This window comes from Paraburkholderia sp. 22098, from assembly GCF_052045935.1.
In the GTDB taxonomy this organism is placed as follows: Bacteria; Pseudomonadota; Gammaproteobacteria; order Burkholderiales; family Burkholderiaceae; genus Paraburkholderia; species Paraburkholderia caledonica.
Genome location: NZ_JBQEPV010000002.1, coordinates 83,397 through 95,312 on the forward strand (window position 1 = coordinate 83,397; position 11,916 = coordinate 95,312).

The 11,916-nt window shown below is 60.7% G+C and carries 11 protein-coding genes; 8 read left to right on the forward strand and 3 right to left on the reverse strand.

Annotated features, from left to right (window positions below; all coding sequences use genetic code 11):
- Nucleotides 1-11: 11 nt before the first annotated feature.
- From cueR to ACTJLB_RS03965, 4 genes are all read left to right on the forward strand, one after another.
- Nucleotides 12-464: a Cu(I)-responsive transcriptional regulator gene (gene cueR / locus ACTJLB_RS03950; protein WP_440782556.1), complete on the forward strand. Its 453-nt coding sequence runs from the start codon at nt 12-14 to the stop codon at nt 462-464.
- A gap of 273 nt (nt 465-737) precedes the next feature.
- Nucleotides 738-884 carry a DUF3563 family protein gene (locus ACTJLB_RS03955; RefSeq protein WP_020069992.1) on the forward strand — a complete coding sequence of 49 codons (147 nt, stop codon included), beginning with the start codon at nt 738-740 and terminating at the stop codon, nt 882-884.
- A gap of 221 nt (nt 885-1,105) precedes the next feature.
- Nucleotides 1,106-1,483 (forward strand): hypothetical protein, encoded by a 378-nt coding sequence (locus tag ACTJLB_RS03960; protein WP_020069991.1) that lies wholly within the window; start codon nt 1,106-1,108, stop codon nt 1,481-1,483.
- A gap of 227 nt (nt 1,484-1,710) precedes the next feature.
- On the forward strand, nt 1,711-2,748 hold the full coding sequence (locus tag ACTJLB_RS03965; protein WP_408417409.1) for an ABC transporter substrate-binding protein: 1,038 nt from the start codon (nt 1,711-1,713) through the stop codon (nt 2,746-2,748).
- A 48-nt stretch (nt 2,749-2,796) separates the two neighbouring features.
- On the opposite strand, the gene ACTJLB_RS03970 is transcribed toward ACTJLB_RS03965, so the two are convergent.
- On the reverse strand, nt 2,797-3,642 hold the full coding sequence (locus ACTJLB_RS03970; RefSeq protein ID WP_087751674.1) for a 23S rRNA (adenine(2030)-N(6))-methyltransferase RlmJ: 846 nt from the start codon (nt 3,640-3,642) through the stop codon (nt 2,797-2,799).
- A gap of 260 nt (nt 3,643-3,902) precedes the next feature.
- Nucleotides 3,903-4,874: a potassium channel beta subunit family protein gene (locus ACTJLB_RS03975; protein WP_408130091.1), complete on the reverse strand. Its 972-nt coding sequence runs from the start codon at nt 4,872-4,874 to the stop codon at nt 3,903-3,905.
- Nucleotides 4,875-5,117: 243 nt separating this feature from the next.
- Here ACTJLB_RS03975 and ACTJLB_RS03980 point away from each other — a divergent pair, with 243 nt between their 5' ends.
- Entirely contained in the window at nt 5,118-5,915 is a 798-nt protein-coding gene (locus ACTJLB_RS03980) for a 3-hydroxybutyrate dehydrogenase (RefSeq protein WP_440782557.1), read from the forward strand.
- 10 nt (nt 5,916-5,925) lie between these two features.
- Nucleotides 5,926-7,164 (forward strand): DUF3734 domain-containing protein, encoded by a 1,239-nt coding sequence (locus ACTJLB_RS03985; protein WP_020069987.1) that lies wholly within the window; start codon nt 5,926-5,928, stop codon nt 7,162-7,164.
- A 118-nt stretch (nt 7,165-7,282) separates the two neighbouring features.
- On the opposite strand, the gene ACTJLB_RS03990 is transcribed toward ACTJLB_RS03985, so the two are convergent.
- Complete coding sequence (locus ACTJLB_RS03990; RefSeq protein ID WP_020069986.1) at nt 7,283-8,482, reverse strand: amino acid aminotransferase; 1,200 nt, start codon at nt 8,480-8,482, stop codon at nt 7,283-7,285.
- A 336-nt stretch (nt 8,483-8,818) separates the two neighbouring features.
- Between ACTJLB_RS03990 and uvrB the strand changes: the two genes are divergently transcribed.
- Nucleotides 8,819-10,912: an excinuclease ABC subunit UvrB gene (gene uvrB / locus ACTJLB_RS03995; RefSeq protein WP_020069985.1), complete on the forward strand. Its 2,094-nt coding sequence runs from the start codon at nt 8,819-8,821 to the stop codon at nt 10,910-10,912.
- 348 nt (nt 10,913-11,260) lie between these two features.
- Complete coding sequence (locus ACTJLB_RS04000; protein ID WP_440782558.1) at nt 11,261-11,809, forward strand: iron transporter; 549 nt, start codon at nt 11,261-11,263, stop codon at nt 11,807-11,809.
- The last annotated feature ends 107 nt before the right edge of the window (nt 11,810-11,916 follow it).

Here is an 11,916-nt window from a genome sequence, read left to right on the forward strand (position 1 = left end):
GGGAAACAGTGATGAACATTGGTGAAGCGGCCCGCGCGTCGGGCGTTACGGCGAAAATGATTCGCTACTACGAAAGCGTCGGCTTGCTCGCGGCGAAATCCCGAACGACTGCCGGCTATCGTGTCTACGGTCCGCAGGAGGTGCATTCACTGCGCTTCATTCGCCAGGCGCGTCGACTGGGCTTTCTTGTGGAAGACATCCGGCGGCTGCTCGCGCTGTGGCACGACCGCACGCGCGCGAGTGCCGAAGTGAAGGCAATCGCGCTGGACCACGTGGCCGAACTCGATCGACGCATCGCCGAACTCACCGATATGCGCGACACGCTGGCGCATCTTGCCAACCATTGTCACGGCGACGACCGTCCGGAATGTCCGATTATCGAGGGGCTTGCGGACGCCGGCATGGTTTCGCCGGAGAGCGGGAACGCTTGCAAGGCGCTTTCGAAGGCGAACGTTAGCGATTAGCGAGGCGGGCTGGCGATTCGTTGCTGTATGCACCTAATGTGTGCGTCAGGTGAGTCTATCTCATACTTTTTGGTCTACGGGCGTTTCTGCCTCTCAATCAAATCAACGTGCTTTATGCACCTAGGGAGTGCGGCATTCCATTTTGGAATGCACATCATGCGAGCATTTCACTGGCGCGGTTGCACCATCAGCCTATAATCCGGGTTAACCCTTTTACGGGAAATCCCTGATGCCCAATCCACCGGGGATTCAATCTGATCCTTGGAGAACATCATGTTTGCATACGTCCTTGAAAAACTGAGCACCTGGTTTGAAACCGCAGAGCGCGACCGCCGTGAAGCGTATCTGGCTTCGTCGTCGGATATCGTCCAGCTCGAACAGCGCATCCGCTCGCTCGAAGCCAACGGCTATTCGCTGTAAGTTTTTAGGCGAGCGTCTTTTGCCGCCACAGTAGTTCAGAAGTAGCTGTTAAGTGTGAGCCCCGTCTTTTGCGGGGCTTTGTCACATCTGGGCGCCGCGTTGTCTTCAAGGCGTCACAAAGCTCGAGATGGCGAATATCGACTAGCGGCGAAGTCCGCGTCGCGGTAAGGTAAAGCGTTTTTCAGCGCAATCCGGCCTTCGCGGCTCAACCGGTCCGCCCCATGTCTTCGACCCATTCGTTCAAATTCTCTCTGACCGCCATTGCAGTTTTGTTTGCCACGGCTTGCGCCGTGTCGAGCGCGTCTGCTGCGTCGAGCAATAGCCGCAAGCCTGTGATCCTCGACTCGCAGAATGGAATTAGCGACGGGCAGAGCGGAACCGTCCTGCAGACAGCGCCGCTGTCGCGGCAGCCCATCGTCGAAGCACAACCTATCGCTACGCCTACCGAACTGGCGCCGAATTCGTCCGTGCCGATCGTCGTCGCGCCGTATATCCAGTTGCCCGTCGGCGGCGGTGGTGTCGCACCGCAACCTCAACCGTATCCTCAGCCGTATCCTCAACCTTATCCCGTGCCTCGGCCCGCTCCGCGTCCGCAATAGCCGACTCGCGCCGATCCTGCCCGTAGATTGCTGCCAGACGTCCGCGCGAGACGCGGCGCAGCGAATTTGCGCGCCCGCGCCTGGCCATTCGGGTTTGGGCGCATGGCGCGCCACCAGTCGGGCGACGACAATCCTCAAGCGGTCTGTGCCGCAAAGTCGCGCCGATAGCGCCCACACGGGCGGCCGGCAACCAGATTGAACGAGAACATACAAAAAGGAGACGTCAAATGCCCAATCACTGGATGCGGCGTGCCGCCGTTTGCGCCACGTTGTTCGCCGTTGTCGCACTTCACGGCGTGGCGTCCGCGAAAGACGTCCCCGAAAAGCCGGCTTTGACAATGGCCGTTGGCGGTCTGCCGGGTCTTTACTACTTGCCGGTGCTCACGGCCCAGCAGTTGGGCTATTTCAAGGACGAGGGTCTCGAGGTCACGCTCGAAGACTTCGCGGGCGGTTCCAAAGCACTCGAAGCAGTAGTGGGCGGCAGCGCGGATATCGGCGCCGGGGCATTCGAGCACACACTATTCATGCAGGCGAAGGGGCAACGCTACCGGGCCTTTGCGTTGATGGGCCGCGCGCCGCAGATCGTCGTCGCCGTATTGACGTCGAAGGCAGACAAGATCAAGACGCTTGCCGATTTCAAAGGCGCAAAGGTCGGCGTGAGCGCGCCGGGGTCATCGACCGATCTCGTGCTGACTGTCGCCTTGCGCAAGGCCGGCGTGCAGAGAAGCGACATTGCGGCGATCGGTGTAGGCAGCGGCGCAACGGTGCTCGCGGCAGTGAGCAACGGTCAGATCGACGCGCTATCCAACGTCGATCCGATGATGACGAAGCTCACACGCGGCGGCGCAATCAAGGTGCTGGTGGATACGCGCACCGTGAAAGGTACGCAGGAAGTGTTCGGCGGAACAATGCCGGCGGCCACACTCTATGCGTCGGAGAGTTTCATTCAGAAATACCCGAAGACGACGCAGGCGCTCGCCAATGCCATCGTGCGCGCGGATCACTGGCTGCAGACCGCGAGCGATGCCGATCTGCTGAAGATGGTGCCGCCGGCCTATCTGCTCAACGATTCCTCGCTCTATGTCGAGGCGTTCCACAATGTGCGGGACGCTTATTCGCCAGACGGCCTGATGCCCGCCGACGGCCCGGAGACTTCGTTGCGCGCACTGGCGTCGTTCGATAACCGGCTCGATCCGAAAAAGATCGACCTGAACGCGACCTATACCAACGACTTCGCCCGCAAGGCCGCGGCACAACTCAAGTGACAGCGCGGCGAGGGGGCGCTATTCGACGATGCGCGGCCTCGCCCGGCGTCAATCGCCGCGATATTCGACCTTGAACTGCGCGGCCTTGTCCTCACCGAGCGCTTTGACCAGCCAGGGCATCTGGTCCTTCAGCAGCTTCGGCAGCGTGTACGGCGGATTCAGGATGAACATGCCGCTGCCATAAAGCCCGAATCCGTCCGTGGGCGGATTGCTCACTGTGAGGCTGACGTGCAGCCAGTTGCGCTCCTGCAGCTTTTTCAACTGGTCGGGAAAGCGTTGTGACTCGAGGCGCTTCACTTGCGGATACCAGACCGCGTAGGTGCCGGTGGGGAAGCGCTTCAGGCTCTCTTCGACGCACCGCAGCGTGCGCGTGTAGTCGCGCTTGTCCTCATACGAAGGATCGAGCAGTATCAGCGCACGGCGCGGCGCTGGCGGGAGCAGTGCGAGAATGCCGTCGAAACCGTCGCCCGCGTACAGCATCGCGCGCCGGCCCGCATCGCGAAAATTGTGACGCAGCACGTCGATCTCAGTGGTGTGCAACTCGAATAAACGCATACGGTCCTGCTCGCGCATCTGGCGCCAGGCGATATACGGCGAGCCGGGATAGAAGCGCAACTGGCCGTCGGGATTGAGCGCGGCGACTTCATCGACATAGTCGGAGAAGAGCGACGGGAGATCGTTGCGCTCCCACAGCCTGGCGATGCCTGTCTGAAACTCGCCGGTCTTGACCGCATAGCCTTCCTGCAGCGAATAGACGCCCGCGCCGGCATGCGTGTCGATATACCAGTAGGCCTTGTCCTTCTGACCGAGGTAGCGCAATAGCTGCAACAAGACCGCGTGTTTGAGAACGTCGGCGTGGTTGCCTGCATGAAAGGCGTGGCGATAGCTGAGCATGATGAGGAGATGCAGAAAGAGGGCGCGCCGTTCCAGGCTGGAGTCGGCGATGCGGATGCATTGCGGCGGCACGCCGGCACAGAACGCCGATGTGCCGCGCGGTCGCGTATTGTACGCGACGCCGCGCGCGGCGCAGTGAGTTGCGGCGGTGCTGCCGTACGCGTTGTCGGATTGCGCGGTACCCTGCGCGACTACCACCACGACTGGGACCACGGCCACAATCTTGCCCCGGCTGTACCCAGACGTCCGACAGAGCGACGTTAGTCGTACACGTCTCCGAAAATACCTTCGATTCTCTCCTTGATCTCCGGCGTGATCTGCTCGGCGACCTCAGCGGATTTCATGTTCTCGCTAATCTGCTCGACGCGCGATGCGCCTGTAATCACCGTGCTGACATGCGGATTCTTGAGAATCCATGCAATCGCAAGCTGGCCGACGGTGCAGCCCAGTTCGTCGGCCACTTCGCCGAGCTTGCCGACCACGTTGTTTTTGCCTGCGTCGGTAACCTGTTTGCGCAGCCAGTCGTAGCCCTGCAACTGGGCGCGGCTGTCGGCAGGCACGCCGTTGCGATACTTGCCGGTGAGCAGGCCGGACGCGAGCGGGCTCCAGGTAGTCAGACCGAGACCGATATCTTCGTAGAGACGCTTGTATTCCTGTTCGACGCGCTTGCGGTGAAACAGGTTGTACTGCGGCTGTTCCATGACCGGCTTGTGCAGATGGTGCCGCTCCGCGATGTCATAAGCGGCGCGGATTTCGTCGGCGCTCCACTCGGACGTGCCCCAGTACAAGGCTTTGCCGCGCGTGATCATGTCGCTCATTGCCCATACGGTTTCCTCGACGGGCGTGTTCGGGTCTGGCCGATGGCAGAAGACCAGATCGACATAGTCGAGTTGCAGACGCTTGAGCGACGAGTCGATTGCGTTCAGCAGATATTTGCGGTTCAGCGTGTGGTACTGATTGGGCGCTTCTTCGAGCCCCCAGAAGAATTTCGTCGACACGACGTAGCTCACGCGTGGCCATGCCAGTTCCTTGAGCGCCTGACCCATGATTTCTTCCGACTTGCCGCCCGCGTACACCTCCGCGTTGTCGAAGAAATTGACCCCCGCATCGCGCGCGGCAGCGAGCGATTCACGCGCCGCGCTATGGTCGACCTGATTGCCGTAGGTAACCCACGAGCCGATGGACAACTCGCTGACCTGCAGTCCCGAGCGGCCTAGACGCCGATAATTCATGCAATTCTCCTCGATAGTGAAGCGACCGGAATCCCGCCAGAACGCCTAGTTTAAATAGATAAGCCGGGGCGTGCTTTTTACCGATCGATTCCACACGGTTCATGCACAATAGCAGCATTGGCCGCAGTGCAACATCGGCCGAACGGTATAGGACAGTGCCTATGCGCGCCTATGCCATTCGGTCTACTTCTCGCTGCGCGCGGCTCGTGGTCTCATTGCTCATCAACTGCATGGAGGTTCTGGATGTCGTCACTGAACACAAATCTGAATGGCAAGGTCGCGGTCGTCACCGGCGCGGCGAGCGGCATCGGCAAGCAGATTGCGTTGACCCTTTCGGCTGCGGGCGCCGCTGTCGCAATTGCCGACCTGAACCAGGCCGGCGCGAATGCCGTCGCTGAAGAAATTACGAAGGGCGGGGGCAAGGCAATCGGCATCGCAATGGACGTCACCAACGAAGACGCGGTGAACCAGGGCATTGACAAAGTAGCGGCAGAGCTCGGTTCGGTCGACATCCTCATTTCCAATGCCGGCATTCAGATCGTCAATCCGATTGAAAACTACTCGTTTTCCGACTGGAAGAAGATGCAAGCCATTCACGTGGACGGGGCGTTCCTGACCACGAAGGCGGCGCTCAAGCACATGTACAAGGACGATCGCGGCGGCATCGTGATCTACATGGGTTCGGTTCACTCGCATGAGGCGTCGCCTCTCAAGTCCGCTTACGTGACGGCCAAGCATGCGCTGCTCGGTCTCGCTCGCGTGCTCGCCAAGGAAGGCGCAAAACACAATGTGCGCTCGCATGTGGTGTGTCCGGGTTTCGTGCGTACGCCGCTCGTCGACAAGCAGATTCCGGAGCAGGCCAAGGAACTGAACATCAGCGAAGAAGAAGTGGTCAAGCGCGTCATGCTGGGCGGTACGGTCGACGGCATTTTCACCACGGTGGAAGACGTCGCGCAAACCGTCCTGTTCCTGTCGACTTTCCCCACCGCTGCACTGACGGGCCAATCGTTTATCGTAAGTCACGGCTGGTACATGCAATAAGGAGGTGCGCATGGCGCAACGCAATCTCAAACGGGCTCGCGTCGGCGCGGCCGGTAATGAGGAAGGCGCAGGCGCCAGCGCGGCGTCTGCATCGGCCCGCGGCAAGCGCGTGCAATTGCCGGCCTATGAAACCATCGCGCTCACACTGCAGGGTGGCGGCGCGCTGGGCGCATATCAGGCCGGCGTTTTTCAGGGGCTTCATGAAGCAGGCGTCGAGCCGAACTGGCTGGCAGGCATTTCTATCGGCGCGTTGAATACGGCGATCATTGCCGGCAATCCGCCGGAAAAGCGGGTCGAACGGCTGCTGCAATTCTGGGAAACCATCTGCCAGCCCGCATTCGGTCTGCCGTTGCCCGCTTTTATCGAGCACGCGTTTTTCAATTCGAGCGACGCAGTGCGTAAAGCTTTCACGGCAACACAGGCCGTTGGCGCGCTCGTGGAAGGACAGAAGGGCTTCTTCGTGCCGCGCTTTCCGCCGCCTTTGCCGACCGTGTCGGGACCGCCGCAAGCGGCCAGCTACTACGACACCGCGCCGCTCAAAGCGACGTTGGAAAGTCTGTGCGACTTCGACCGCATCAACTCGCGGGAAATGCGCGTGTCCGTGGGCGCCGTCAATTGCGGCACGGGAAATTTTGCGTACTTCGACAACACGCAGACCACACTGAGGGCTGAGCACTTCATGGCATCCGGGGCTTTGCCGCCCGGCTTTGCTGCTGTGGAAATCGACGGCCAGTATTACTGGGACGGCGGCTTGATGTCGAACACGCCGCTCTACGAGGTGATTCAAACCACGCCGCGGCGCGACACGCTGGCGTTCCAGGTCGATCTGTGGAGCGCGATCGGGCCGGTGCCCGACAACATCACCGACGTGCAGGGGCGCATGAAAGACATTCAATATTCGAGCCGCACGCGTCTTGTGACCGACATGCTGCAACGCTCACAGCGTTTCCGGCACGTGCTGCGCGAGGTGCTGGACCGGGTCTCGCCGGACCAGCGCGACGATCCATGGTGCAAGCTGGCTGAAGACCTGTCGTGCTCGAAGCGCTACAACGTGATTCATCTCATCTACAGGCAAAAAGAATACGAAGGGCACTACAAGGACTTCCAGTTTGGCCTCTCGACCATGCGGGAGCACTGGGAAAGCGGACTGGCAGACATCCGCCATTCGCTCTCGCAGCCGGATTGGCTCGCCATGCCGGATAACGACGCGGGTTTCGTTACGCACGACATTCATCGCGACTCGCGCTGAAACCATCCGCCAACGCGGAGTCCAGAAACGAGAACGGCGCCCTCAAAGGGGCGCCGTTCTCACATTCGGCTTCAACCGAATCAACCAGAGCGCGCGGGATCGCGCGCCTTGAAACGCTTTACTTCAACACGTGGGCAATCGCGTTGGCCACCACGTCGAGGTTGCGCGTATTCAATGCAGCAACGCAGATGCGGCCCGTGCTGACAGCGTAAATGCCGAACTCTTCGCGCAGACGATCCACTTGCGGCGCGGTCAGGCCTGAGTACGAGAACATGCCGCGCTGCGCATTCACGAAGCTGAAGTCGCGATCCACGCCGCTTGCCTTCAGGCGTTCGACGAGGCCATTGCGCATTGCGCGAATCCGGTCACGCATCCCCGCCAGTTCCGTTTCCCACGTGGCGCGCAGTTCCGGCGACGCGAGCACCGCGGCGACTACCGAACCGCCATGCGTCGGCGGGTTCGAGTAGTTCGTTCGGATCACGCGCTTGAGTTGCGACAACACGCGAGTAGCTTCTTCCTTGCTGCCCGTGATGATGGACAGCGCGCCGATACGCTCCCCGTACAGCGAGAACGACTTGGAGAACGACGACGAGACGAACACGTTCAGTTCAGAGGCCGCGAAGAGTCGCACGGCCGCTGCGTCGGCTTCGATGTTGTCGCCAAAGCCCTGATAGGCGATGTCGAGGAACGGCACCAGATTGCGCGCCTTGACGACCTCGACGATCTGTTTCCATTGATCGACGGTCAGGTCCACGCCCGTCGGGTTATGGCAGCAGGCGTGCAACACGACAACCGTGCCCGCTGCGTAGCTGTTCAGCGCGCTCAGCATGCCGTCGAAATTGACGCCGTGAGTGTGCGCGTCGTAATACGGATACGACACGACTTCGAAGCCCGCGGCTTCGAACAGTGCGCGGTGGTTTTCCCAGCTCGGGTCGCTGATCGCGACCTTGGCGCTCGGATTCAGACGCTTCAGGAAGTCCGCGCCGATCTTCAGCGCGCCCGTGCCGCCCAGTGCTTGCGCCGTCACGACGCGGCCCGCGGCGATCAGCGGCGAATCGTTGCCGAGCAGCAGCTTTTGCACGGCTGCGTCGTAGGCGGCAATGCCTTCGATAGGCAGATAGCCGCGCGGCAATGCGGCTTCGACACGTGCCTTTTCCGCGTCGCGCACGGCGCGCAGCAGCGGAATCTTGCCTTCTTCGTTGAAATACACGCCAACGCCGAGGTTGACTTTGGTGGGGCGCGTGTCGGCGTTGAAGGCTTCGTTCAGGCCCAGAATCGGGTCGCGGGGAGCAAGTTCGACGGCGGAGAACAGAGACATGGTGGGTGGGCAGCAGTAGTGAAAAGAGGGCAGCTACGAGCATGCGCGACCGTGCCGACTGCGTTTCATGCAAAACGCAAACGCCGGATGATGCAGAACGCGGACAGCCGCAAGCGAGCGCAACTTCGCATTGTAACGAATATACGAACGTTTTTCGGACGAGAACGCCCCTTGGCGGACTTATTTGCTTGAAAAACGGGCAGGCCGTCGCTAAATGTCTAAAACCGCCCGCATGACTCAGCGCTGCCAGCCTACGCAGATCCGCTTGGTCCGTCGCCGGTCCATCTCGATGCAACCCGTTAGAATAGTTTTTTGCCCAAGGCCGCTGCCGCCCCCATGTCCGAACAACATTTGACCGAAGTCGACGACGCGCTCGACGAATCCCGATTCGTCCGCTTCGAAGGCTCGCCGTTCCAGCTTTATCAGCCCTATCCGCCCGCCGGCGACCAGCCAACGGCGATCGAGACGCTCGTCGAAGGCGTCGAGGACGGCCTCTCGTTCCAGACGCTGCTCGGCGTGACGGGGTCGGGCAAGACCTTCACGATGGCCAACACGATCGCGCGGCTCGGCCGTCCGGCCATCGTGTTCGCGCCGAACAAGACGCTCGCTGCGCAGCTTTACTCGGAATTCCGCGAGTTCTTTCCGCGCAATGCCGTCGAGTACTTCGTTTCGTACTACGACTACTATCAGCCGGAAGCCTACGTGCCGCAGCGCGACCTGTTCATCGAGAAAGACTCGTCGATCAACGAACACATCGAGCAGATGCGCCTGTCGGCCACGAAAAGCCTGATGGAGCGGCGCGACGTTGTGATTGTCGCGACCGTGTCGGCTATTTACGGCATCGGTAATCCGTCCGAATACCACCAGATGATTCTCACGCTGCGCACGGGCGACAAGCTCGGCCAGCGCGACATCATCGCGCGGCTCATCGCGATGCAGTACAACCGCAACGAGGCGGACTTCCAGCGCGGCTCGTTCCGCGTCCGAGGCGACACCATCGACATCTTCCCGGCCGAACACGCGGAAATGGCGGTGCGTGTGGAATTATTCGACGACGAAGTCGAAACGTTGCAACTCTTCGACCCGCTCACCGGACGGGTGCGTCAGAAAATTCCGCGTTTTACCGTCTATCCGTCGTCGCATTACGTGACGCCGCGCGACACCGTCGTGCGCGCGGTCGAAACGATCAAGGCCGAACTGCGCGAGCGGCTGGAATTCTTCTATAGCGAAGGCAAGCTGGTCGAAGCACAACGGCTCGAACAGCGCACCCGTTTCGACCTGGAGATGCTGCAGGAGCTCGGTTTCTGCAAGGGCATCGAGAATTATTCGCGGCACTTTTCGGGCGCGGCGCCCGGCGAGCCGCCGCCCACGCTGGTCGATTACCTGCCGTCGGACGCCATCATGCTGCTCGACGAATCGCACGTGCTGATCGGCCAGTTGAACGGCATGTACAACGGCGACCGGGCGCGCAAGGAAAACCTGGTGGACTACGGGTTCCGTCTGCCTTCCGCGCTGGACAACCGGCCGCTGAAATTCAACGAGTTCGAGCGCAAGATGCGCCAGGTCGTGTTCGTGTCGGCCACGCCGGCAGATTACGAAAAGAAGACCTCGGGTCAGGTTGCGGAGCAGCTCGTGCGTCCGACCGGACTCGTCGACCCGGAAATCGAGGTGCGGCCCGCGCGCAGCCAGGTCGACGATGTGCTCGCCGAGATCAACGAGCGCGTCAAGGCGGGCGATCGCGTGCTGGTGACCGTACTGACCAAGCGCATGGCCGAGCAATTGACGGAGTTTCTCAGCGACCATGGTGTCAAGGTGCGCTATCTGCATAGCGACATCGACACGGTGGAGCGCGTCGAGATCATCCGCGACTTGCGGCTCGGCACTTTCGACGTGCTCGTCGGTATCAACCTGCTGCGCGAGGGTCTGGATATTCCCGAAGTGTCGCTCGTCGCGATTCTCGACGCGGACAAGGAAGGCTTTCTGCGCGCCGAGCGCTCGCTGATTCAGACCATCGGCCGGGCGGCGCGCAACGTGAACGGCAAGGCCATTCTGTATGCGGACAAGGTGACGGATTCAATGCGCCGCGCCATTGACGAGACCGAGCGGCGGCGCGCCAAGCAGATTGCGTTCAACCTCGAACGCGGTATTACGCCGCGCGGCGTGGTGAAGCGTATCCGGGACATTATCGACGGCGTGTACAACGTCGACGACGCCCGCGCGGAGCTGAAGGAACAGCAGACGCGCGCCAAATTCGAGGACATGTCCGAAAAGCAGCTTGCCAAGGAGCTCAAGCGCCTCGAAAAACAGATGATGGAGCACGCGAAAAACCTCGAGTTCGAGAAGGCCGCGCAAACCCGCGACCAGTTGGCGTTGCTGCGTCAGCGCGTGTTCGGGGCGAATGTCGGCGACCACGTCTCGGGCGTCGACTAAATCGGCAGGACCATGCAGCGAAGATGGAGCGTGGTTCCGGCGCAAAGGGCGCGGCAATGTGCCGCGCTTCTTTTTGCCGATACGCGGACAAGACCGTAAAGGGAATTGCACGCAGGAAACTGCCCGCCGCTTTACGCCCACACCCTGTTTCTTAAGACATCCTTAAGCCCCTGCTGGCATAAGGCTCGGCGTGCGTCCGTATTTGTTCCAGCAGGCGAGAGATGATAAACTCGACCAATATTGAGAATGGTTCGCATTAACGTTCAATTATGCGATCTGCTTCGGTTCGTCGCCCGACGCACTGTTCCAATGGGATCAAATCGAGTCTGATAAAAACAAGGAGTTTCAATGCGGATTTCTTCATTTGTGCGTGGCGGCATTGCCACGGCTGCGGCGGTGGCGGCTCTTTCGGCAACGGCCGCCGAATATCCGATCGGCAAGCAGCAGATTCAGGGCGGCATGGAAATTGGCGCGGTGTATCTGCAGCCGATCACGATGGAGCCGGAAGGCATGATGCGCAAGGCGTCGGATTCGGACATCCACCTCGAAGCGGACATCCACGCAGTCAAGAACAATCCGACAGGCTTCGCGGAAGGCGACTGGATGCCGTATCTGCAAGTGCGCTACGAACTGACGAAGGTCGGTTCGAAAGAGACGCAGAAGGGCGACATGATGGCGATGGTCGCCAACGACGGCCCGCACTACGGCGACAACGTGAAGCTGCAAGGCCCCGGCAAGTATCACCTGAAGATGATCGTCGAAGCGCCGATGCAAACCGGCCACATGGCGTTTGGTCGCCACGTCGACAAGGAAACCGGCGTGGGTCCGTGGTTCAAGCCGATTACGCTTGAATACGACTTTACGTTCGCCGGCATCGGCAAGAAGGGCGGGTACTGATCTCCACGAATCGTCGCAACTCGTCACCTGGCAGTATGCGAGCACGCTGTGACAGGTGAATGAATGCAGCAGGCGGCGCGCGGACTCCACGCCTCGCGCCGCGTTTT

Bases quoted from the DNA above. Each gene is read 5' to 3' on its own strand.
- ACTJLB_RS03990 (WP_020069986.1), bottom strand. From the start codon at position 8,482: ATGTCTCTGTTCTCCGCCGTCGAACTTGCTCCCCGCGACCCGATTCTG.
- uvrB (WP_020069985.1), top strand. From the start codon at position 8,819: ATGTCCGAACAACATTTGACCGAAGTCGACGACGCGCTCGACGAATCC.
- ACTJLB_RS03970 (WP_087751674.1), bottom strand. From the start codon at position 3,642: ATGCTCAGCTATCGCCACGCCTTTCATGCAGGCAACCACGCCGACGTT.
- ACTJLB_RS04000 (WP_440782558.1), top strand. From the start codon at position 11,261: ATGCGGATTTCTTCATTTGTGCGTGGCGGCATTGCCACGGCTGCGGCG.
- ACTJLB_RS03980 (WP_440782557.1), top strand. From the start codon at position 5,118: ATGTCGTCACTGAACACAAATCTGAATGGCAAGGTCGCGGTCGTCACC.
- cueR (WP_440782556.1), top strand. From the start codon at position 12: ATGAACATTGGTGAAGCGGCCCGCGCGTCGGGCGTTACGGCGAAAATG.
- ACTJLB_RS03985 (WP_020069987.1), top strand. From the start codon at position 5,926: ATGGCGCAACGCAATCTCAAACGGGCTCGCGTCGGCGCGGCCGGTAAT.
- ACTJLB_RS03975 (WP_408130091.1), bottom strand. From the start codon at position 4,874: ATGAATTATCGGCGTCTAGGCCGCTCGGGACTGCAGGTCAGCGAGTTG.
- ACTJLB_RS03965 (WP_408417409.1), top strand. From the start codon at position 1,711: ATGCCCAATCACTGGATGCGGCGTGCCGCCGTTTGCGCCACGTTGTTC.
- ACTJLB_RS03960 (WP_020069991.1), top strand. From the start codon at position 1,106: ATGTCTTCGACCCATTCGTTCAAATTCTCTCTGACCGCCATTGCAGTT.
- ACTJLB_RS03955 (WP_020069992.1), top strand. From the start codon at position 738: ATGTTTGCATACGTCCTTGAAAAACTGAGCACCTGGTTTGAAACCGCA.